The organism is Bartonella sp. TT119HLJHH, assembly GCF_042193385.1.
Taxonomy (GTDB): domain Bacteria; phylum Pseudomonadota; class Alphaproteobacteria; order Rhizobiales; family Rhizobiaceae; genus Bartonella.
Genome location: NZ_JBHILS010000011.1, coordinates 1 through 24,458, shown reverse-complemented (window position 1 = coordinate 24,458; position 24,458 = coordinate 1). Strand labels below are relative to the sequence as shown.

The window sequence follows — 24,458 nt, the reverse complement described above, 5'->3', positions numbered from 1 at the left end:
CGATCTATGCTCCCCAAAAGCCACTAGGAAATCCCTATGACAGACTTGGTGGAAAACCAAGTGATGGGCGACGCACCGACAGACTCGTAGACCCCTATAAAGTAACGGATCTGGCGGCGCAAGGTTGGCAAACACCCTATGACACAATTGGTGGAGGTGCACAGGGTGGAGGACATCACCAAGAACCTGAACATGTCTATGCAGAGCTTGAGTTTGGTGAACGTGGTGAGCCCTCTCCCCAAAGACCACTCGAATCTGTCTATACAACGGTTGGCATGGGAGCTGAAGGTGGGCAAGAGTCTGAACAACTAGAAAATCCTATCTACCAAGGTGTTGGCAGAGCAGCAACACCCCCTCCCAGAACCCCAAAAGATGTGGTTACAACAAGGCTTTTAAAAAACGTAGACTTTCAATATGGTGTAAGAGAAACGCAAGAGTGGTGCAGAGTTGTTTATGGTAACGAACATGCTTTGAATCAACAACTTGCTAAAATTCTTGACGATCCTCAAAGTGCAGAGCAAATCTTATGGGGCCTTGCAGAAAATCCTGAAAGCGCTGGTAAGCTTGCAGGTCACAAAATATTTGGTGTAAAGTCTCCAAGCCGCAGAGAAGCTGAAGAGAGTTTTTCTCCCCTTTGCTCAGCTCTTGAGAGGCATATACATACGGCACAAAAGCTCCATAAACAGTTTACACGGGAGCAGGAAAGAGAAAGAGGTCAAAGACAAGAAAGTCCAGAAAGAGATACAGAACACAGACGCCACCATCATCATCGTCATGCAAGAGGACAAGAACAAAATAGTCCAGAGCACAGCCCACAACGACAAAGACATGGAGAAAAAGGAATGGCTTTTGCCATGTAAGTGGACATAAACATAAAAACAGATAGTTTTTGTTTTTCATGTAATTTTTTTCAGTGAGTTTCTTGGCGCAAATCATTTTATCGTGATTGCGCCAAGATTTGTTTTAAAATATTACAAAAAATAGTCCTAAAAGTGGATCCTGTAATTTATTGTAACTTATTGATAAAATTTCATAAAAAAACTGTATAAAAGACATAAATGTTCATTACATATCAATATTGAATAGCGCAGAATCTTTGGAGGTCATTCGGTTGGATATCTTCCTTTATATCAAAGTTATCAAAACTAAAAGTGGGGAATGCACCAAAGAGGTTTTCTAAAAATATTGAAAGGAAATATGTATGAAAAAACATCATCCACATCCTTCTGCAAATCCAGAAGCCCTCTATGCAAAAGTTAATAAACCAACCAGAGGAAACCCGCGCGGTCCAACCCCAGAAGAGGAAGTTACATACGCAACCGTTGGCAGTGTTTCTCCTTCAAGAGGGAGACACCATAATCAAAGGCAGCGAGAAACTGAAACCGATTACACAACGGTTGCTCCCCCAAAGCGTGAAGAGGAAGTTACATACGCATCAGTGAGCAGCGTTACCCCTTCTTCAAGAGGGAGACATCCTGATCGGGGAAGAGAAAGTCCTGAAACCGACTATACAACGGTTGCTCCACAACAAAGAGGAAGACCTTCATCTTCCCTCACAACGGAGCAAAAGAGTGTAATGCTTTTAAAAAATCCACAGGTCCAAGCACGTGCAGAAGAGGTCATACATTGGAGTAAAATTGTTTATGGCGATGATACGATTTTCCAGCAGCACTTGCAAGGAATACTTACAGATCCCACTAAAGGAAAAGACCTTTCAAATCAACTTGCTGAAAATCCTGAATCTATACATAAACTCGCTGGCCATTCCACACTTGGCTTAAAAAATCAAACACGCAAAGCAGCTGAAGAGGGTTTTAAACCGCTTATTGACGCCATTGATGATTATACAAAGGCTGTAGAAAGAGCCACAGAGAGGCTATCGCAAACCCCTCTAGCAGAACAAAGACGCCATCATCACCATCATCATCATCACACAAGAGGACAAGAACAAAATAGTCCAGAGCACAGCCCTCAACGACAAAGACACGGAGAAAAAGGACTTTCTTATGCCATGTAAGGGGGCATAAACATAAAAACAGATAGTTTTTGTTTTTCATTTAATCTTTTTTTCAGTGAGTTTCTTGGCGCAAATCGTTTCATCGCGATTGCGCCAAGAATTGTTTTAGAATGTTACAAAAAATAGCCCTAAAAATGGCGCCTGTAATTCACGACGACTATTGATAACTTATTGATAATATTTCACAAAAAAACTGTATAAAAGACACAAATGTCCATTAAGCTGATTGCAAATAGCGCAGATCTTTGGAAGCTCATTCAGCTCGATATTTCTTTTGTCTCAAAGCGACCCAAGCATAAAAGGCAAGAATGCACCAAAGAGGTTTTCTAAAACAATTTTTGAAAGGAAACATGCATGAAAAAAAACCACCCTCATCCTTTTCCATCCTCTTCAATACAAGAACTTATAAAGCTCTATGAACAAGCAGCGGCAGAGGTCTCAGGCGCAGCAGCCCCCCTTCCTAAAGAAACGCCTTCAAAAAGCAAAAGACTGTCATCCATACCGGAAGAAGATGAGGAAAGACAATCTCTTTTAAGCGAAGAAACTGTATATGCATCAACAAATCCAACAGCTTCGTTAACAAAAGGCGGCTCGACCAAAAGACCGCAAGAAGCTGAAACGACACACGCAACAGTTACTTCACAAGTTACCCAGAGGGCAACAAGAGTTATCTCAGAGGAAGAGATCATTCTATTGCTTCCACACCATTCATTGGTTCGAACCTATCAAGAAGAAATCCAACGTTTATCTGCAAATGCCTATGGTAACCCAAATATTTTGCAAGAACAAATGCAGGAAATTCAAAGAGATCCCGCTGCAGGAGAAGAGCTCTCATGGCGCATGGCAGCCTATCCTGAAAGTATCGCTAAACTTTCTGGTACCAGCATGTTGGGCTTTAAAAATCGAGCACGTAGACAAGCGGAAGAGAGTTATTCCGCTCTCAGTATCACCATTGATTGTTATACAGAAGCTGTACAACAGGCAAGAGAGAGCCTCGTAAAATTTCCAGAGCAAGAACTCAAAAACTATGAACGCTTCATGGGGAAGGAAGCCGTCGCTAAACTTCTGCAAAAACCGGATCATCGTGAAAAAGAAACGCTTTCAGAGACAGAAATTTCTACCCAAATTCAACAACATTCAAAAGTTAAAAGACACCATGCCCAAATCCAATATTGGTGTAAAGTTGTTTTTGGTAACGCAAACATTTTGCAATCACAAACAGACGAGCTTTTCCAAACCCCTGAAACAATAGAAGCACTCGCACAACAACTTGCCGGAAATCCTCAATCTTTTCACAAGTACGCTGGTCGTAACTTTTGTGGCTTCAAAAATAAAGCACGCAGACATGCTGAAGCGGGTCTTTCTCACCTCATTGACGCCGCTGACAATTATGCAACAGCTGTAGTACAAGTAAGAGAGAGCCTTTCAAAAACTCAGCAGGCAAAACAAGAACACAATGAAGCATCTTCTGACAGAGCGCAAAATTTGCATCAACAACAAAGCGTCTCACAGTCTGCTCAACGCCCTGAGCCTTCAATAGTAACGCATGAAGGAGCAACACCCTCTACGCAACAAAGAGAAACAGATATTCGTCCTCGCAAAACTGCCGCCCCAAAAGCGATGGCTTTTGCCAGCTAAACAGACATAAGTTTTCACGTTGAATCTAACGTCTTGGCGCAACACAGGAAAGAGGTGTTTGCGCCAAGAAAGAGAGAAAATTGAAACACAATTTATTTTTCCGTCCCTTAACCCAAACACTGGAGAAAATAGTCTTTAGAGAATGATTATGATCTGAGCCAAGAGAGTCAAATCATGCGAGACCATTCAGTTTCATATCCTCTCTCATAAAAGCAAATGAAAAAGCATAAAACAGAATAAAAACCAACGTACATTTTTAATTAGTATTTAAAAACAATATTGGAAGAGTTTGAAAGGAACATGCATGAAAAAAAGAAATCCCTCCCCTTTTATCACCGAAATGATGGAAAAATTTCAACAACCGGCTGAACAATCCCCCACTAGAACCCCTCCTTCCCAAGTTTCTCAAAATTTGCCAAAACCAACTGTAGAAAAACGCCCAGAAAATTTATCACACCACCCAAAGGTTGCGCCACCACCTCCCCCCCGTACGAAAAGCCCAGTGCAAACCAACACAATGCCTCTTAACGCCCAAAACCAAGAGACGCCTCCCCCACAAAAAAAAGCAGCTCCACCAAAACCTCCGCGTGTAAAAGAGAGACAACAACATAAACAAACAGTTCAAGAGTCCCCTTCCCTACAGACAAAAGTGGCTCCGCCCCCTCCTCCTCGCATGAGAGAAAAAGCACAAACCGGCACAACAATCTCCCACTCAAAAAACCAAGAAAGCTCCTCCCCACACACAAAAGCAGCTCCACAAAGACCCCCACGTGCAAAAGAGAGGCAACAACATAAACCAACAGTTCAAGAGTCCCCCTCCCTACAAACAAAAGTGGCTCCGCCCCCTCCTCCACGCATGAGAGAAAAAGCACAAATCGGCACAAAAATCACCAGCTCACAAATCCAAGAACATTCCTCTCCGCACCCAGCTCCACAAAGACCTCCACGCGCAAAAGATAGGCAACAAAACAAAACAACGGTTCAAGAGAGAGAACACCTCTATGCAACGCCTACTTTGCAAACACCGCCACGCATGGGAGACAGAGTGCAAAACGGTACAAAAATCCAAAATCCTGAAACACACGAACCAAGTGTTAGACCCAAAACACCATTACATAAGAAAGTCAGGCAGCAAAACAGTTCATCATCACAAGACAGTGGAACATATGCCGTCCCGACTTCAAGAAAACCGCACCGTATGGGAAACAGAAAACAAAGCGATACTGTCGTCCAAAAACCTTCCTCTCCACACACAGCAATTGAACAACCAAGATCATCTCATGGACAAAAACCATCTATTAATACAATGGAAAAAGAGCTATTGCTCGTAGCATATCAAGAAGAGATACGATTTTTGTGTGAAAAGGTTTATGGCGAACGGCTTATTTTAAATGAAAGAATAGCAGAAATTAAAGAAAACCCTGATATGGGAGAACAGCTCTTATGGGATGTTACAGAACAGCCTAGGTCTATTTCTAAGCTTGCCGGTAGAAAAGTTCTTGGCATAAAAAATCATGCGCGCAAACAAGCTGAAGAAACTCTTCCTACCCTATGTGCTGCCATTAACGGTTATGTGTATACTGCAAAATATACAAAAAGTGAAAATATTTTACAAGATTCTCACACGGAACAACAACATCAGCGACAAGCACAAGAGGAAGAGCTAACAAATCAACATTTACAAAATCCGCTCAATTCAGAAAAGAAAATAAAGCCTCTCTCAAATGAGGAAATTGCCCGCAGAGTTCAACAAGATCCATCGGTTCAATATGGTCAAAGAGAAATCCAATATTGGTGCCAAATTGTTTATGATGATCCATTTATTTTGCAATATAGACTAGAAGATATGCACAAAATTCCAAGTATGGGAGAAGAGCTTGTATTTCAAATTGAAAAGGATTCTACATCTTTTGCTCCACTTGCTGGTAGAAAAACCCTTGGCATAAAAAACGGAGCACGCAAAGCCGCTGAAGAAAATATCCCTACCCTTTGTACCGCCATTAAAGATTATGCTGATACAATAAAACAGTTAAGAGAAACCATTGTGCAAAACCATCAGGCAGAACAACAAAAACGTCATCAACCGCTTAACGATCTCGATAAAAAATTGCAACAGCAGCAAAACTTATCGCACCCCCCAAAGCTACCTGAGCGCTCAACAATAAAGCGGCATCAAGAAGTTGCTGCAACCTCTAGACAAGAAGACCAACAGCATGTTCGACCGCGCAGAGCCGAAACATCAAAAGCCATAGCTTTGTCGTAATAAATTTCCTAATTGTTGGCTTTTTATCCAAAACTTTGGTGCAATTATCTTGCCAAGATTGCATCAAAGACGGTGTATGAAATACAGAAAACTTTGAATAAGACACTTCATTATTTTACAGAATTCATTGATAAAATTTCACGATAATACTTCAAAATTATAAACTTTAACTTTGTTCCATGATTAACTTGGTTCCATGCGAATAAGATCAATTTTTTCAATCATTCAAATAAGCATTCTTCTTTGAAGAAAACGCTATGAAAATAACATAAGGCAAAAAATGTAAACAAAGAAGATTTCAAAAAATAATGTTAGCATTTGAAAGGAAATATGCATGAAAGAAAACACAGAACATTGTGCCTCCTCTACACCGGAAGAATTGCAAGAACAACACTCTGCAATTAATGCAGCCATTACAAAGCAAATCAATGAAGAAGCGCAAAAATTTTTCTACCCCAATAGCAAAGTGCTTAAAAATAAATACCGCATCAAAGATAACGAAATATTAAAAGAACGCTGTTCTAATGATGTAAAAGAAGAAATGATAAAACTGCACCAAGAACCTCTACCAGAGCAGTTTAATGCCTCTTATCTAAAATACCTTCATCAACGCCTCTTTTCCCGCACATTTGAATGGGCCGGACAAACGCGCGAAGAGCCTTTTACATTTGAAGATGGCACTGTTGCTTCTATGCCCATTTTGAAAAGAAAAGAATTTACAAAACCTTTTGCGATTGGCAAAAAAATACAGGAGGGACTAGAAAAGTTAGATAAAACGCTTGCTGAAAAGAATAATTTACAAGGCTTAACGCGCGAAGAATTCGTTGAACAAGCAGCTGGTATAATGATAGATTTGCACCACTTGCATCCTTTCAGAGAGGGCAATAGGCGCACAAAGAGACTGTTTGTTGAAAAACTCGCTCAAGCAGCAGGACATGAGCTAGACTTTTCTCTTGTGAGCAAAAAACGTAAAGACTTTGTCCGCGCCGCTGCCATGGAACATGGCGATCCAGAGCCTATGAAGCATCTGCTTGAGGATATCTCAAATCCAGAAAAATTGCTCATTTTACAAGAATTTACCAACTCTATGAGAAAGCTTGGATTGGATGAAAAAAATTATTATCTCACTGTCGTCGCAAAAGAAGGAGAAACCTATCATGGTACCTACAGAGGCAGTGGACCCAATGGCTTCATGCTTGATGCCAACGGCATTTTCATCTTGGGAAATAAAAAAGATCTCACCCCAGAGCAAATACAGACATTAAAAATCGGTGACGCCCTCTCCTTTACAGCGCCCAAAACTCAAAACCCAGAAAAAAACCAGAAAAAAACCTTGCTTCCAGAAGAAAAAGAAGAAAAAAGAGCCACTCTCAAAAACGATGAAATAACTGAAAAGAGCAAAGACAAAACATCCATTCAAACAAAGAAAAAGGGAAAATCCTATTTTGCACCATGGAGTGCCTCTCATGTTTTACATGACAGCGTTGCAGTTATTCCCAAAAGTTTGCAAGAACAAGAAAAAGAACAAATGGCACACCCAATTGCTCAATCGGCTTCCGCTACGAGGAAAATGCAAAAAGATTTCCCAAAAAACATTTTACAGAGCAGTAATACAGCAACAAATAATCCAATATCTGTCAAAATGACAAAGGAAACACGCTCTGATCATCAAGAAAGAACAAAACAGCCCCCCAAAAAAGCAATGGCATACTGGGATACTGGTACAAGAAAAACGAACACCGTCCCTCTCACCTTACAGGAGACATTATCCTCACCGCCTGAAACCGAAGAAAATAAGACAATACACCGTAATTTCTTTTATCCCAATAGTATCACCTTAAAAAATAAATATGGAATAAAAGACTATGGAAAATTAAAAGTGCAATGTGCCCATGATACAACAAAAGCAATCATTCATCTGCGCCAAGAAGCGCCACCACAAAAACTAACCTCCACATATCTCCAATATATTCATCACACCCTATTTAAAAATACTTTTGAATGGGCCGGACAAACACGCGAAAAACCATTTACATTTGAAGATGGTACCGTTGCTTATATGCCAATGATGAAAAAAGATGGTATTTCTTTTGCCTCAGCAAAACAGATACAAGAGGGACTAGAAAATTTAGATAAAATACTTGCTGAAACGAATAGTTTAAAAGGCTTAACCCGCGAAACATTTATTGAACATGTCACTGAAATGTTGATACAGCTCAACTATACACATCCTTTCAGAGAAGGCAATGGACGCACGCAACGGACGTTTTTTGAAAAACTTGGGCAAGTTGCTGGCCACACACTCGACTTTTCTCTTGTAACAGAAAAACGTATGAATCTTGCCAGCATTGCATCGCTAAAACATAACGATAAAGAAGAGATGAAGCATCTGCTTGAAGATATCTCAAATCCAGAAAAAATACTTATTTTAAAAGAATTCATGGACAATATGAAACATATCGGATTTGAGAGTCTTCATAATTATCTTATTATAACAGCAAAAGAAGGTCATACCTATAAAGGCTTTTACAGAGGCTGTGGACCCAATGGCTTCATGCTTGATGCCAACGGGATTTTCATCTTGGGAAATAAAAAAGATCTCACCCCAGAGCAAATACAGACATTAAAAATCGGTGACGCCCTCTCCTTTACAGCACCAAAAATTCAAAACCAGCAAGAAGTGCTTATCCCCGCACAAACAATAGCCCCCCTTACCAGCAATGAAATTGCCACAAGGATAAAAAACAACGCATCCATTCAAGCAAGAAAACAAGAAATCGAAACTTTGTGCCAAATCATTTATGGCAATCGTCATATTTTGCAGGAAAGAATTGAGATGATCCATGAAAATCATACTGAAGGAGAACAGCTCACCTATCAAATTGCCACCTCTCCCCAATCGATTTCTAAGCTTTCTGGTAGCAATGTATTTGGCATAAAAAACAACGCGCGTGCCCATGCTGAAGCAAATATTTTGCCCCTCTGTAGAGCCATTGATCGTTATATCAATATTTCTAAACAAACAGAAAGAGACATTCTCCATACCCATCATGTAAAACAAAGGCGGTGTGAACAGTCGGTAGAAATGCCTAAGGCTTGGATGAAAAATCTCCTTTCCGTGTCAAAAGCACAACAGCAAGAAACGTTATCAAACTCTCCTGAATTAAGGGGTGAGATAAGGGCTTATATCAAAAAAATCAATGAGCGCTTATCCTCAAGCGAGCATGAAGCTATAAAAGAACATAATCCTGAAAACCTTGCGAAGAGTCTTGGTACATCAACCGTTAAAGCAAAAGAGATTATGGAAATAATCAAGCAGATAAAAGAGATAGAACAGCATATACAACCCATGTATTTTTATAACCATAAATTCGATGAGCGCTTCGCACCAAACCAGCATCAATCTATAAAGAAAAACAATGAAAAAAAATGTTCCAACACTCTCGATAAAGAATCAATTAAAGTGCAAAAAATGACAGAAAACGTCAATCAGAGTCCTAAAAGACAAGAAAATATTCAACCTCACAAAACGGCGCACGCAAAAGCAACGGCAATGAATGTCTAAAAGGTTCATAAACTTTAACTTTTTCGCCCCCTCTGGTAAAAATGATAGCCTTTATTCCCCTTGCCTTCATCGGCAAATCGATCGCACCTCAACGAGAATGGAAACCATGAGAGAGCAAATTTATCCTATTTCCTCAGATTTTATCCTCATCAACTGTGAAAAGAAACCTGAACAGGAAAAATGCTGTTGAAAGATCATGTCTTCCTATCCTCTTGTTTATGTAATCTCTAAAATGGGAAGGCAGCCACATTTGGGGAGAACATAAAGTCGTAAAAGTAAAAACCAATCACCAGCTTTACCATCACCTTTTAGCTCAGCCTTACGACTTTTTAAAACATCTAAAGCGCTGTTTTTTAAATCATGAATAAATAATGGAAATTGCCCATTGCTCCACGCTTTTATTTTATTTGCGTTCTTTTAATAGGGTCACACCCCTCACGTAAAACAAAACGGCATTGGGTTGCACTATTCACGACATCAAAACATAAAGAGAAATTATCATTATATATCCCTACATATCCCTTCAAATTGTTATGATATCACTCCCATATTTCAGTTTGAAAAAGAAATTTTAATTATTTTATGGCAACAATAAAAATTTTAATGCAACAGTAAACAAGGAGCATAAAAAAAGTCTTCAAGCACCATTGTTGACAGAAAGATAAACACCGTCGTAAAACGCTTTCAAAAAGTATCCTTGATTAGGATAGAGATCAGATTTTTACGATTTAAAACGCTTTATTTCTCCTGTCATCGCTTCTCTTTTACAACAAAGTTGATATATCTTTATGACATTGATTAAAAAAATTGCAACAGTTGCTTCCGGAACCCTCATGAGCCGTATTTTTGGCTTCGTACGCGAAATGTTGATGGCCGCAGCCCTAGGGACTGGTCCTGTTTCTGATGCGTTTAATGCTGCTTTCCGTTTTCCCAACACATTCCGCCGTTTTTTTGCTGAAGGTGCCTTTAATGCTGCTTTCATTCCTCTTTTTGCCAAAAAAATCACTGAAGATGGTCACGAAACGGCATGCAAGTTTGCAGAAGAGGTGTTTGGCGTTCTCTTTTCACTGCTCTTACTGTTAACGATTGCGATGGAACTCAGTATGCCTTTTTTGGTACGAACCATTATTGCTCCAGGTTTTACCGAAGATGCAACAAAGCTTAACGCTACAATTCATTTTACGGCGATCATGTTTCCCTATTTAACCTGCATGTCGCTTGCTGCCATGATGGGGGGCATGCTTAATGCACTGCGACGCTATTTTATTGCCGCCATTGCCCCACTCTTTTTAAACATTATTCTGATTGGTGTGCTTGCCTATGCTTGGATCTATAAACTTGACGCTTGGCATATCGGTTTAAATCTCTCTTGGGGTGTATTGGCTGCAGGTCTTATTCAACTCACCTTAATTGCCCTTGCTTTGCGTCAAAGTGGCATGAAAATTTCCTTCCGCCAGCCCCATTTAAGTCCTAATGTTCGTAAGCTATTAACTTTAGCATTCCCCGCAGCCATCACAGGTGGCATCACGCAAATTAATTTGCTCATTAATACCAATATTGCTTCTAGTCAATCGGGTGCTGTCTCTTCTTTGATGTACGCTGATCGCCTTTACCAATTGCCTTTAGGCGTAATCGCCATAGCCGTTGCAACCGTTCTTTTACCAGAATTAACACGCGCTTTGCGAAGTAAAAAGCATGAAGAAACCCACCATTTACAAAACCGCTCTATTGAATTAACGCTATTTTTAACACTTCCAGCATCCATCGCTTTTTTGCTGCTCTCCACTCCCATAGTCAGTTTGCTCTTTGAGCGAGGACAATTTACCAGTCAATCAACACACCATGTTGCACAATTACTAGAGCTTTATGGACTAGGACTTCCAGCTTTTGTTCTTATTAAGGTCTTTATTCCTAATTTTTTTGCCCATGAAGATACCAAAACACCGATGATTTTTACAGGTATTTGCGTTTTTATCAATATCGGTCTCGCCTTAACATTATTTCCTATTCTATCTGCACGAGGCATTGTTATTGCTGAAATTACCTCTGGATGGGTCAACACACTGTTGCTTTGGGGTGTCCTTATCAAACGTGGTTATTGGAAATACGACTTCCAACTGATAAAGCGAATATTATGTCTCATGATGGCAACTCTTTTGAGTGCACTAGCCCTCTATTACGGATTGAATATGCTTGGTTTTTTGTCTTTTCCTTTATCCTCACAAGCATCCTTTTTCTTGCGCGCGATCACCTTAGCAGGGATTATGCTCGGCATATTCTTGATCTATTTTAGTGCCTATTTTTTATTCAACACCCGTTCCTTTTTTCACACGCTTAAAAATTTGAAAAAACGCTCATAATATCTATACTTTGTCAAAAACAATAAAATGAATAACCTTAATTGAAGAAAGAGCACTCCTATGGATACCTTCACACCACTTGTCTTTTCCGGCGTACAACCGAGTGGTCACTTACATCTTGGCAATTATCTTGGAGCCATTCAGCATTGGGTTGAACTGCAAAACTCTCATCACTGTCTCTATTGTGTTGTGGATATGCATGCGCTCACCGTCAACCCAGATCCCCTTACTTTACGCGAATCCACCAGAACAGTGACAGCAGCCTTTTTAGCCGCCGGTATTGATCCTCAAAAACATATTATTTTTAATCAATCACGTGTTTTTCAACATGCTGAACTCGCCTGGATTTTAAATTGTGTTGCCCGCATTGGCTGGCTTCAACGCATGACACAATTTAAAGATAAAGCGGGAAAAGATCGTGAAAAAGCATCCCTCGGGCTTTTTGCTTATCCCACTTTGATGGCTGCTGATATTTTAGTCTATCGTGCAACGCATGTTCCAGTAGGCGAAGATCAAAAACAGCATGTTGAACTCACACGCGATATTGCACAAAAATTTAACAACGACTATGCACAGCGTATTGCCGAATTAAATTTTGGCGTCTCTATGCAAACGGATGAAGAAAAAAGACAAGGCTTTTTTCCTCTTCCAGAAGCACTGATTGGAACAACAGCCACACGCGTTATGTCTTTGCGCGATGGGACGAAAAAAATGTCAAAATCAGATCCTTCAGATTTTTCACGCATTAATTTGACCGATGATGCTGATCTTATCGCAAAAAAAATACGCAAAGCCAAAACGGATTCAGCTCCTCTTCCCGATACCCTCACCGCTTTAAAAGAACGACCAGAAGTTGATAACCTGCTTGGTATTTATGCCGCCTTTGCCAAAGTTAGCAAAGAAAAGATTCTTTTAGAATTTTCTGGTCAACAATTTTCGCATTTTAAAACAGCTCTAGCCGACCTTGCCGTCCATAAGCTTGCCCCTATAACAGAGGAGTTACGTCGACTTCATCAAGAAAATGATTATATCGACTCTGTTTTGCATGATGGCGCTAAACGTGCTAGTATGCTCGCAGAAGAAAATATGAAAAAAATTCGTGAAATTATTGGATTTTTGCACGATACATAAAAACAATAACACTAACAACTGTAGAGAGCCCCCAAAATCATTTGTACAAAATAGAGAAAGTGCATGATTTCCAAGCCCCAAACTCTTAAAAAAGAGCCCAAGAAAAAAAACTTAGTTATCATCGATGAAACACCGGAGTGTCGGCGTGCCGTTGCATTTGCCACCCAGCATGCTCAAAATACCAATAGAACATTAGTATTGCTTTGTGTCGTTGATAGTGTAGAATTTCAACATTTTCTAGGTGTAAACAACGTTATGCGCACAGAATCAAAGCAAAGTGCTCATAAAATATTAGGAGACATTGCCAGTGAAATCCGCACCACCCATGCGCTTGAAACAGAAATAGTGGTGCGAGAAGGAAAAAAAATTGATGAGATTTCCAAACTGATCGACGAAGATAAAAGGATTGCACTGATTGTTTTAGCAGCCAGTGGACATACAGAAGGACCAGGCCCCCTTATTCAATTAATCGGGAATAAAGGGACAGCTTTTTCAATCCCTGTCATTGTTATTCCTAGCAATCTTGCCGATGAAGATATTAGATCTATTGCCTAAAAAATATAATATTCTACAATGTAAGATCTTCCCAATCCTTCATTATAAAAGGAGAATCTATGTTTATTCAAACTGAAACCACCCCAAACCCTGCAACACTTAAATTCTTGCCAGGACGCGTGGTTCTTTCTGAGGGCGTATTAGAATTTCGTAACCATGAAGAAGCAGCTAAAAACTCACCTTTAGCGGCTAAACTATTTAATATTCCCAATGTCAATGGTGTTTTTTTAGGCTATGATTTTATCACCGTAAGCAAAAAAGAAGGAGAATGGCAACACCTTAAGCCCGTCATTTTAGGCACAATTATGGAGCATTTTCTGTCCAATGAGCCAGTGATCACCACCAACGCCACAACACAAGCACAAACCCACGCTCTCAACGAAGAATTTTATGACGAAAAAGATGCTGATATTGTCTTAACCATTAAGGAGCTCCTTGAAACACGTATTCGCCCAGCGGTTGCCAATGACGGTGGAGATATTACTTTTCGTGGATTTGAAAATGGTATTGTTTATCTCAATATGCGCGGCGCCTGTGCTGGATGTCCCTCTTCAACAGCAACACTCAAACATGGTATTGAAAATCTTTTACGTCATTTTATCCCTGAAGTTTTAGGCGTTGAAGCCATGCCACAATAAATATTGGCCTCAATAGGCAAAACGCCCCCCACCAACCTCACCAGTTATCCCTCTTCAACGGCAACGTTCAAATATGGGTATCGAAAATCTTACACCTTTTTATTCCAGAAATTTCAAACATAAGTCATGCTGCCATAAAAATACAGTACTGTTAAAAAAATCTGTACACTGATCCCTTCGCTCACCTTTCACCTCCACATATGCCTTAAAAAGGTTTCTGCTCCTTTAAGAGGCATAAGTTGTTTCAATAAACCAATCGCATAGACAGAAATAGAACACATAGGGATGTGCATTTTAAATTTATTTTATCTCATCATCTTGTCATGCAATTTTAACCAAGAAAACACGCCCCGTTACAAAAAAGAAAACCCAAAAAAGAAAACATTGTAAGATAGAGTACCCATTTGCTTCATCTTTCTCAGCTCTCCCAACGATAAAATCACGCAAAATACTTCTTGTAGCAAGTCGGCACCATCATTATATTTTCCAACCCTCAAGGTGCGATAGCCCTTGGCACTTGAGAGGGTTTATAAGAAGCCTTTTTACTACTTTCCTGTACCATGTCACTCCACACGGATCTCCCCGCTTGTAACAAGCAAGAGACATAATTTTGATTGATTCAACATAGAACAGATTTGGAATAAGAAAATCTTAAGATATTCATTTGGATCTCTCATTCAACATGGGAAAAAGTGAATTATCTTTATAAATCAACATATTGCGATACGTAGCTTTTATCTTCTGATAAGAGCAAACATATTGCCTCTATCTGATTGGCATAATCTGTGAAATAAGAAAAGAACCCTATTGGAAAAAACTATGAAAGTGTCAAAATAGAAAACAAACGAAATGCAAAAACAATTGCAAGAAGATAAATGCCTAAACTTTTTTCACAAACTCCGACTTTAAACTCATCTGCCCAATCCCAGGAATTTTGCAATCGATATTATGATCCCCATCTACCAAGCGAATATTCTTTACCTTCGTCCCCCCTTTTAAAACAGATGAAGCACCTTTTACCTTCAGATCTTTTATCACCATAACAGTATCACCGTTTGTTAAAATCTGACCATTGGCATCATAAACAATATCGGAAAGAGCAGTATCATCATTTTTTTGTGGCCATTCATGTGCACATTCAGGACACACAAAATTTTCACCCTCTTCATAAGTATAAAGACCATCACAACGAGGACATTTGGGATATTGGGTCATAAATTCCCCTTTTAAAAGAAAAATCATTCATTATGACTGGTCATAAAGCAAGAAGTGCTTATTGTCCATTATTTTAGAAAAACATTTCCCTTTGTTTCACCCTTCATCTGCCAACTGTGTTCATGAATGCTATCATCACATACTATACACAAGTTTATAAAAATGATTGGTCATTATACAACTTAAATAAGCCCCCCGCATATCATAAAATTTACGCACTTCATTCTCTCTAATAAATTAATCAAAATCATTTTCTTATACATCAGCAATACAATTAACGAATGAATAAAAAACTATTAGAAAAGGAACATCTCTGAATAAAACGTTCTCAAAGAGCTAAAAACTCTTGCTGTATTGAGAAATAAGAACATGATGTCCCCAACTTAACCTTTTATTTAAGTAAAGATAATAGTCATAATGTTAGAGGACAGACTGATTTATGATCATAGTTAATGGTTTTGTATATTGAATGAGAGCCGATCAATAAGCTGAGGTTTTCTCAACCCCTTTTACATTGAATTAACCAAAGCCTTTCGCTTGCATGTTACAAGTAGGAAGAGCCGTATAAAACGATTAAGAAAAGACTCAAAAGACGAAATGCTCTCAAATACAAGAGCCAACATTGAGAGCAGACCTAAATGTATATGATGATATCACTTTGTTCCTTCATAAGCATAAAAATGGTCGTGCTCAATGAATAGCTGGTTATCCCTTTCAAAGCAACACGCATAAGATGCGTTTTTAGTGTCTGAGAGAGAAGCTTCTTTAAAACAAACATATGAAATGTGCAACAATGATCGTATTTTGTTTTGCATGAGAAACATTCCCCTATTAAACAAAAATTTCTATCAAACCATCAGAACTCCTTGGGCATTAATGCTCCCATTATGCTTGATTATTATGACCTACAGCCTTCGGTTTTAAAAAGTCAGCAGTTTTTAAGAAACCAGCCGATATGTAAACGTAGAAAGAACCAAACGAACCTGAAAATGGAGAAGCTCCCTTAGGGCAAATAAAATCACGCCCCCTAAAATCATGATCCCAAAATCATAATCCCAAAATCATAATCTATGTGATCAATCATCATACTTTTACAAAAAAACATTCCCATGATCTTAGGTAATAATATCAGGTCGGTCTCGCCCCAATTCTTGTTGTATATTTAACAGTTTTAATGCCACCTGTTGCAAAGGTTTAAGCACGTCTTGCGGATTAAAATTGTGTTTGTGCGGATCACCTTCATACTGTTCAAAATAAAGCCGTAAGGTAGCACCGAGAGTCCCTGTTCCCGATAAACGGACCACCAACCGTGCGCCATTCTCGAAAAAAATACGGATACCTTGCTGCGTACTAACGCTCTGATCAACGGGATCACGATACGTAAAATCGTCTGCTTTTTTGACCAAAAAACCAGCAATTTCGGTTCCTTCTTGTGGTAAATGCCCACGCAAATGCTCTATAAGTGCCAAGGCTTTGTCTGCTTCGACTTCTTCATAATCATGCCGTAACGTGTAAAAACGTCCATAGGTGTGCCAATGCTGTTGAACAATTTGTGCGACAGTTTTTTTTGTTACCGCTAAAAGATTTAACCAAAATAATACAGCCCATAAACCATCTTTTTCGCGGATGTGATGAGAGCCCGTTCCAAAGCTTTCTTCACCACAAAAGGTTACTTTTCCCGCATCCAAAAGGGTTCCAAAAAACTTCCATCCCGTTGGCGTTTCAAAAAAGTTTAGTCCTTTTTTTTCAGCAACCAGATCAGCGGCACGCCCCGTCGGCATAGAGCGCGCTATCCCCACCACGCCTTTCCGATATCCTTTAATGAGATGTGCATGTTCAACCATAATAGCCAAAGAATCGGAAGGCGAAACAAATTGTTGACGTCCAATAATAAGGTTACGATCTCCATCACCATCAGAGGCTGCGCCAAGATCTGGTCCTTGCTCTGACATCAATAAATCATAAAGAGCCTTGGCATAAACCAAATTGGGATCTGGATGACCACCTCCAAAATCTGGCAAAGGAATACCATTAACCACCGTCCCTTCAGAAAATCCTAAGCATTTTTCAAAAATTTCATGGGCATAAGGCCCTGTTACTGCATGCATGGCATCAAACCGTAAAGTAAGACCTCGAGCAACAGCCTTGGCAATACAGTCAAAATCAAAAAGCTCCTGCATCAAAGCAACATAATCAGCGACAGGATCAATAATATCAATCCGCATGGCTCCTATAAAGGTTGTACCTTGCTTATCTAAATCAACATCTGGTGCTTCAAAAATTTTATAACAGGAAAGCCGTTGCGATGTTGCAAAAATAGCATCACATAAAGAATTAGGAGCGGGGCCCCCATTAGAAATATTATATTTAATACCACAATCTCCCCCTGGACCACCAGGATTATGGCTTGCAGAAAGAATAAGTCCACCATGGGCATGAGTTTTACGAATAAGATGCGAAACAGCAGGTGTAGAAAGAATACCGCCCCTTCCCACTTTAATAAGAGAGACACCATGCGCCGCTGCCATCTTCAACACAATCTGAAGGATAGTACGATTAAAAGTGCGACCATCCCCCCCCAGAATCAACATTTTTCCTTCAAGAGGTCCAATATTATCAAAAAGAGACTGTATAAAGTTTTCTACATAATGGGGTTGTTGAAAAACAGACACTTTTTTGCGCAAACCAGATGTTCCCGGTTTTTGCCCCTCAAAAGCCGTGGTTAAAACTGTCTTTACGGTCATATCCATACCTTTATATTCTTTCCTATAATTTTAAGGTGAAGAGTATCCAAAGTCGACCATTAATTCTACTTGACGGAAGTGTGAAATATTTGCACACTCACCAGAAGTAAGAATTTTTAAAGAAGCCCTTTTATTTAAAACGCTTTTTGCCATATGTTTTTAAATACAAAGGCTGTTTTAAAACAAAATTTTCGTAAAAGAATACAGGAGCATCATGATGATGAAAAAAACAGTTCCCAATGTAACATTCCACACACGCGTACGCGATGAATCAGTGGCTGGAGACAATCCTTATCGGTGGCAAGAAGTTAACAGTGATGCTTACTTTAAAGGAAAGCGTGTTATTCTTTTTTCTCTTCCTGGAGCTTTTACCCCTACTTGTTCAACCTTTCAACTGCCTGATTTTGAAAAACTCTATGATGAATTTAAACAAGCGGGTATTGATGAAATTTATTGTCTTTCCGTCAATGATGCTTTTGTCATGAATGCTTGGGGAAAAGCACAAAATATCAAAAATGTGAAATTAATTCCCGATGGCTCTGGTGAATTCACGCGCAAAATGGGTATGCTGGTTGCAAAAGACAATGTTGGTTTCGGCATGCGATCATGGCGCTATGCTGCTGTTATTAACGATGGAGTGGTTGAACAATGGTTCGAAGAAGCGGGTTTTTCAGATAATTGTGCAACAGATCCTTACGAAGTTTCTTCACCACAACATGTTTTAAAAGCCTTGAAAAGCTAATTTCCCCAATCGTCCATTTAAATAAAACTTTACGACACACATTTCCTTACTAAGGGAATATGTGTCGTTTATTTTTTGCAACCTCTATTCGTGAAAGCAGACACGATAAGTTGATTGTGTGCCTTCTGTGAGAAAATATTCCAGCAATAATTTTTCAATAAATATTTCATGTTTTAACGGCTTTGCAAAAGCTTGAAAAATTGCTGATGAAAAATCTGGACCCGTTGTGGAGCTAAAAAATCAAAGAGCTAAAAGCTGTTGCACGCTCTCAAAAAATGGGGATACAATTGCCAAATGCGCAAATTCATGCAAAACTCTCTCGGAAACATCAAGGATTAACATATAGATAAACTATGCAAAATCAACGCTCAGCTCCTCATATTGAGAAAAACTTTATGTTGAAAATGGTTTGATTTATAAAGATAATTTATAATTTTGCATATTGAATTGTGAAATCTGAATATCATAAGAGTGTCTCATTTTATCCCTTCTTATATTGCAACCATCAAAACCATTTTCTTGCCCACGACATGTGAAATTGGCATCTGAATAAACGATTAAAAAGAGTGAAAATGCTTCTCGTAAATGCTTTCAAAGGCGAAAGCTGTGAATATCAAGACGCAAGGTACACAAAAGTATCAAGAGGGAAAATACAGATCAAACATTTGTTTGAAGAGCTGCACACTTCAAATTGACTTATGTCCCATAAAAATAATCAAACACAGCATAAAAACAGCTCAGCATAAAGAACCGTTTATAAAGAAGATTCACTCAAAATAAATCTCGCAAACATTCCAATTCACATACCCTAAACAGACTCATTACTGTTCTTATAGCCATTGATTCTAAGCTTTTATTTTTCTCTAAGAGAAAAACGGTTAAAGGAGTTATTGATTCAAGTATTCTGCCATAAACTGTGCCTTTATTTCTTCCTCATCTAACTCTTCCTCTTCATCGAACTCAAAATCTTCATCACATTCAGGAAGACCAAAAATATCTGGATTGATGAAATAACCTTCTTCTTTTGTCCCCTTCGCTACAATTTTATTTGTTTCCAATTCGCTGATACCTTCTTTAAAACTTTCAAAATTAAGATATTCTGGTCTTTGAATTGAAAGATCACAAATCAAAAATTCCTCAAGAATATCATGATCTAATATTATCTGATCAAACCATAAATCCACCTCGCCCTCCTCTTCTAACATTTTCCCTATTTGCCACAACATCACCAAAAAAGCTTTCATACCATTAAATGATAACTCAAAAATCATACTTCGACACGACGAGGCGCCTGAAAAAGTGATTTGCGGAAGATCTTCAAATCCGAAATTTGAAGGAGGAAGTTTAAATGACTTTCCAATATTCTCAGGTCTTTCAAGAATAAAGGGATTTCGTTCATAGAGCAGAGTAAAATCATATTGGACCATTTTCATTTCTCCGTTAAAGAATTGATTTTATGAAAAATGCATATTATCAGTAAGTTACCATTATGGCAGCTTACAATTCATCCAAATATGCTCCTGGAAAAAATTGTTCGATTTAAGTCATTCCATTATTTTTTGAAGCTTAAAAAGTCTTTTAGGATAAAACGCTCTAGTTCTCCCTCCTTTTGCAATAAGGCTAGATTTTGTAATGTCCAAGAAGAGAACATCAAAGGATTTGATGCTCATAGATGAGAATTCAAAGATGAAGCCAATATAAACTTGTCAATATTTTTATAAACTTTTGGGAAAGCGTTGCGTGAAACCTTTTAATTTTCTCAGAGTTTTTGTTCGTTACAATTTTTTTGCACATTTTAACGCATTATCATCGCATCCTCAGAAGGGCACATTTTATAGCGAATAGCGCTTACTTTTATCTCTTAAAAAATCTCTCTTTTATGCCGCACGCACTTCACCACCACACTTTTGAACGCGTGTGCCAGCACGTATAAACGAGCAAAGCACAAATTTCAAAAATTGAATCTCAACTTTTCCAAATATTTCAGGTAATCCTTTCGATAAAGACTTTTACCATTATCATTTTTGGGTTGCTAAAATATTCTGTACCGTTTTGACCAATTGATCTTCATCAACCGTCACTTGTGCTGGTCGACTTTCACGCCATGTTTGATTATCTTTGATCTCATGAGACAAACGCGCCCCTTCAATCAAATCTTTAATCTGTATTTTTCCGTTCTCACGTTCTTGTGAGCCTTGGATAACCACACAAGGCGCTTGGCGTCGATCTGCATATTTCATCTGCGCTTTTATCCCCGATGCCCCCAAATAGAGCTCCGCACGAATTCCGGCACCACGCAACTGCATCACCATTTTTTGATAACCAGCAACCGCCTCTGGCTCTTTATCCATCATCAGCACCACAACCGGCCCTGTTGTCTCCTTCATAGGCAACTTTCCAAGATTTTGCAAAGCAGCGATCAAGCGTGAGACCCCGATTGAAAAACCTGTTGCTGGAATGTTTTCACCACGAAAGCGTGCCACCAATCCATCATAGCGCCCCCCACCACCAACAGAGCCAAAAACAACTTTTTGCCCATCATCATTAAGAACATCAAACAGCAATGCCGCCTCAAACACAGGTCCTGTATAATATTCCAATCCGCGGACCACCGAAGGGTCAATTTTAATGCGATTATGATAACCATTTGCGGCAAAAATTGCTTGCATTTCCTCAAGCTCACGAACCCCTTCAAGCCCTTGAGCACTCTGACCAACAACTTGTCTGAGAATATCAAGCGTTTCTTCTGCCGTTTTTGCGTTTACGGTGAGTAAGGAAAGAATACACTCAATCTCTTTATCTTTAAGCTCGGCCCCTTTTGTAAAATCACCACTGTCATCCAAACGCCCCTTGCCTAAAAGCAACCGCACACCTTCAGGACCAAATTTATCAAGCTTATCCATTGCTCTAAGAACAGTTAAGCGCCTTTCAATCTGCCCTCTTTCGCCTAAACCAATCAACTGCAAAATACTTTCCAGAATTTTTCGGTTATTCAAACGAATGGCATAATCATGCTGCTGAAACCCTAATTTTTCTAAACTATCCGCAGCCATCATGCAAATTTCAGCATCTGCCGCAACAGTTGGTGTTCCAACAATATCAGCATCAAATTGCATAAATTGCCGAAACCGCCCTGGTCCAGGCTTTTCATTGCGAAAAACAAATCCAAGACGATAACTGCGATAAGGCTTTGGCAAAACTTCAAAATTCTCGGCAAAATAACGAGCAAGAGGGGCCGTCAGATCATAGCGCAAAGACATCCATTGCTCATCATCATCTTGTAGCGAAAAAACGCCTGCATTTGGACGATCTGAATCTGGTAAAAACTTACCCAGCACATCTGTATATTCAAAAATTGGAGTTTCCAGTGCTTCAAAACCATAAAGTTCATAAACTTCACGAATTTGCGCAATCATTGTTTCAGTTGCATACAACTGTTCACTTGTACGATCAACAAACCCACGGGGTAAACGGGCTTTGGTTTTTTCTTGTTTTGATGACATGTTTTTCTCTAACAACAATATATATTCACCGATAACGTGTGTCTATCTTATAGAAACAAACGCTGCAATAACTTTATCAACTGGAAACTGGTAACAATATGCATAAGCTTTTGCTTTTAAAAGATGCAAACCTTTACCCTTAAGGCAATCTACTGAAAATATTTGCATTTTCAATAGGAACATAGCCCCCCGCTCAACATGAAATGCCCGCTTAACATTCAATGAAAAGACATCTGTGCTAGTTGAAAGAAACCACAAAGCAACTGTTGATTCTTGATAAATCGGAAACATCCCCCTCAAAAGCCCTCCCTCTCAGAATTCTTCAGATTTATTACAGATGCAAAAATCCTCAAGACATCAGTGTGCTTTGCGCTTGTTCTGCAAAATGATTGATAACATTTTTTAAATCAACAATATTTCGTCCAGCATCTGTAATAGAGCGTGATACAGAGGGAATAACATTCTGCCAAAGTCTTTGTGGAAATTGATTTGCTAATTGTGTCATTGTTCCACCTTGGGCGCCAATACCCGGAACGAGAAACAGACTATTGTTTAACTGCTCGATTGTGTCTTTTGATTCAGATCCTAATGTCGCTCCTATAACCGCACCTATGGGGCCAATATTATGATGGAGAACCGAAGACTGACTATTATAATCACAAATACACTGTGCAAGATGAAGAGAGAGTGTCTGATCACCAATAAGCGCATTTCGTATTTGTTTCCCCTCTGGATTAGAAGACTGAACAACCACAAAAACTCCTGCTCCTGTTTCTTCTGCAACCTTTATCAGAGGAATAAGAGCATCAAAACCCAAAAAAGGATTAACTGTGATGGCATCAGCTTTGAACGCACTGCTTGGACCCAGCCAAGCTTTACCATAGGCTTCAGCAGTAGAGCCAATATCTCCCCTCTTTACATCCGCCAGAACCAATATGCCTTGTTCGTGTGCATTTTCAATCAGTTCTTTGAGAGCTTGAAGACCTTCCACACCATATAATTCAAAAAATGCGACTTGCGGCTTTATCATCCCCACTTTACCCACAACCGCTGTTAAGAGAATATCACAAAAATCTTTTAGACCTTTATAATCAAAGCTTAGTTTCCACGATTGCAAAACTTTATGGCTCGGATCAAAGCCAATACAAAGAGGTCCATAGATTTCACGATTTTTAAAAAAAGTTGAACGAAACATTTTATATCCTAACAAGGTCTCTCTTTAAACTTTTTGATACAATCAAAAAGAAAACCATTTGTCAAAAGAATACAATAGCGAAAACACAAAGAAAGAGCTTTCTATACAAAATGTGCTTTTATTTATGAAACATAAATATATTCCCATTCGTAACGCTTATCATATGTTTATCGACCAAGACGTTGTCATGAGATAAAAATTCAAATTTATGAAAGAATATAAACAAAAAAGCATCCATATTATTATGACCGCATAAAGCCCTATAGGCGTGCCTTGTCATTTTCACACCCTTTTTTATGATCAACAAAAACTCTCTATGAACGCGTTTTAAACAAAAGTTTCAAAAGAAAATGCCCCACCATGATGATCTCGATCTTAACTTTAGATCTTTCCTATTCCTTTTTATCGGCTCTTTATCCCTTTTGGAACATAATTTGCAAAAAGGCATTGTATCTCCAGCATATTCAAGGAGATAAAACATGGAAACTCGCATTCCTGAAAACACACCATTTGAGACGAATTTTCTAGGAGAAACATCTCTAGAAGAAAAATATTCACTCTTTCACACACCCATTTCATGGTCCGCAATCTTTGCGGGACTGGTGACGGCTCTTGCCACCTCAATCTGCCTCTCTTTTCTGGTCGCCGCTTTAGGCTTAAGCCAAATGGATTTCACTTCTTCAACCCCATTTGAAGGCTCTTTCCTCTCCTTTGGCGTGGGCTCTGTTATCGTTACACTGATTAGCCTAGCCTTGGGAGGCTTTGTCGCTGGACGTTTTGCTGAAACCTCAGGGACTCTTCATGGCTTTCTCACCTGGGCTCTCATAACATTGCTGATGACCCTCCAAGCCATCCACGTGGTTTCTAGTACAGCAAAGATAGGAGCTAAAAC

At 39.2% G+C, this 24,458-nt stretch carries 16 protein-coding genes and 2 pseudogenes; 11 read left to right on the top strand and 7 right to left on the bottom strand.

Annotated features, from left to right (window positions below; translation table 11 throughout):
- The 5 genes from ACFIJL_RS06790 to ACFIJL_RS06770 all read left to right on the top strand — a co-directional run.
- The coding region (locus ACFIJL_RS06790; protein WP_375623717.1) for a BID domain-containing T4SS effector at positions 1-860 on the top strand (860 nt) is incomplete at its 5' end.
- A 341-nt stretch (positions 861-1,201) separates the two neighbouring features.
- Complete coding sequence (locus tag ACFIJL_RS06785) at positions 1,202-2,017, top strand: BID domain-containing T4SS effector (RefSeq protein WP_375623715.1); 816 nt, start codon at positions 1,202-1,204, stop codon at positions 2,015-2,017.
- Between the two features lie 354 nt (positions 2,018-2,371).
- Positions 2,372-3,655 carry a BID domain-containing T4SS effector gene (locus tag ACFIJL_RS06780; protein WP_375623713.1) on the top strand — a complete coding sequence of 428 codons (1,284 nt, stop codon included), beginning with the start codon at positions 2,372-2,374 and terminating at the stop codon, positions 3,653-3,655.
- A gap of 304 nt (positions 3,656-3,959) precedes the next feature.
- Positions 3,960-5,918 (top strand): BID domain-containing T4SS effector, encoded by a 1,959-nt coding sequence (locus ACFIJL_RS06775; RefSeq protein WP_375623710.1) that lies wholly within the window; start codon positions 3,960-3,962, stop codon positions 5,916-5,918.
- Positions 5,919-6,252: 334 nt separating this feature from the next.
- A complete protein-coding gene (locus ACFIJL_RS06770; protein WP_375623708.1) occupies positions 6,253-9,483 on the top strand; it encodes a BID domain-containing T4SS effector in 3,231 nt (1,076 codons plus the stop codon).
- Between the two features lie 219 nt (positions 9,484-9,702).
- Here ACFIJL_RS06770 and ACFIJL_RS06765 read toward each other — a convergent pair.
- Positions 9,703-9,992, bottom strand: a pseudogene (locus ACFIJL_RS06765) (hypothetical protein); the annotation flags it as partial.
- 279 nt (positions 9,993-10,271) lie between these two features.
- On the opposite strand from ACFIJL_RS06765, the gene murJ reads away from it, so the two are divergent.
- The 4 genes from murJ to ACFIJL_RS06745 all read left to right on the top strand — a co-directional run bounded on the left by murJ (position 10,272) and on the right by ACFIJL_RS06745 (position 14,167).
- Positions 10,272-11,843, top strand: coding sequence for a murein biosynthesis integral membrane protein MurJ (gene murJ / locus ACFIJL_RS06760; RefSeq protein WP_375623703.1), 1,572 nt, complete (start codon positions 10,272-10,274; stop codon positions 11,841-11,843).
- Between the two features lie 60 nt (positions 11,844-11,903).
- Positions 11,904-12,974 carry a tryptophan--tRNA ligase gene (trpS, locus tag ACFIJL_RS06755; protein ID WP_375623701.1) on the top strand — a complete coding sequence of 357 codons (1,071 nt, stop codon included), beginning with the start codon at positions 11,904-11,906 and terminating at the stop codon, positions 12,972-12,974.
- 63 nt (positions 12,975-13,037) lie between these two features.
- The gene (locus ACFIJL_RS06750; RefSeq protein WP_375623699.1) at positions 13,038-13,529 is read left to right on the top strand and encodes a universal stress protein; all 492 of its coding nucleotides are present in this window, start codon (positions 13,038-13,040) and stop codon (positions 13,527-13,529) included.
- A 59-nt stretch (positions 13,530-13,588) separates the two neighbouring features.
- Positions 13,589-14,167 carry a NifU family protein gene (locus tag ACFIJL_RS06745; RefSeq protein ID WP_375623697.1) on the top strand — a complete coding sequence of 193 codons (579 nt, stop codon included), beginning with the start codon at positions 13,589-13,591 and terminating at the stop codon, positions 14,165-14,167.
- Between the two features lie 879 nt (positions 14,168-15,046).
- Here the strand turns inward: ACFIJL_RS06745 and ACFIJL_RS06740 are convergent.
- Positions 15,047-15,382 (bottom strand): zinc ribbon domain-containing protein YjdM, encoded by a 336-nt coding sequence (locus ACFIJL_RS06740; RefSeq protein ID WP_375623695.1) that lies wholly within the window; start codon positions 15,380-15,382, stop codon positions 15,047-15,049.
- 1,115 nt (positions 15,383-16,497) lie between these two features.
- A complete protein-coding gene (locus tag ACFIJL_RS06735) occupies positions 16,498-18,126 on the bottom strand; it encodes an alpha-D-glucose phosphate-specific phosphoglucomutase (RefSeq protein WP_375623693.1) in 1,629 nt (542 codons plus the stop codon).
- A gap of 217 nt (positions 18,127-18,343) precedes the next feature.
- Here ACFIJL_RS06735 and ACFIJL_RS06730 point away from each other — a divergent pair, with 217 nt between their 5' ends.
- A complete protein-coding gene (locus ACFIJL_RS06730; protein WP_375613588.1) occupies positions 18,344-18,868 on the top strand; it encodes a peroxiredoxin in 525 nt (174 codons plus the stop codon).
- 887 nt (positions 18,869-19,755) lie between these two features.
- Here ACFIJL_RS06730 and ACFIJL_RS06725 read toward each other — a convergent pair.
- From ACFIJL_RS06725 to pyrF, 4 genes are all read right to left on the bottom strand, one after another.
- On the bottom strand, positions 19,756-20,295 hold the full coding sequence (locus ACFIJL_RS06725; RefSeq protein WP_375623691.1) for a replication protein: 540 nt from the start codon (positions 20,293-20,295) through the stop codon (positions 19,756-19,758).
- Positions 20,296-20,886: 591 nt separating this feature from the next.
- Positions 20,887-22,371, bottom strand: a complete 1,485-nt coding sequence (gene hisS, locus ACFIJL_RS06720; RefSeq protein WP_375623690.1) for a histidine--tRNA ligase — start codon at positions 22,369-22,371, stop codon at positions 20,887-20,889.
- Between the two features lie 42 nt (positions 22,372-22,413).
- Positions 22,414-22,671 carry a hypothetical protein gene (locus ACFIJL_RS06715; protein WP_375623688.1) on the bottom strand — a complete coding sequence of 86 codons (258 nt, stop codon included), beginning with the start codon at positions 22,669-22,671 and terminating at the stop codon, positions 22,414-22,416.
- Between the two features lie 49 nt (positions 22,672-22,720).
- The gene (pyrF, locus tag ACFIJL_RS06710) at positions 22,721-23,566 is read right to left on the bottom strand and encodes an orotidine-5'-phosphate decarboxylase (protein WP_375623686.1); all 846 of its coding nucleotides are present in this window, start codon (positions 23,564-23,566) and stop codon (positions 22,721-22,723) included.
- A gap of 479 nt (positions 23,567-24,045) precedes the next feature.
- Here pyrF and ACFIJL_RS06705 point away from each other — a divergent pair.
- Positions 24,046-24,458: pseudogene (locus tag ACFIJL_RS06705) on the top strand (DUF3792 domain-containing protein); the annotation flags it as partial.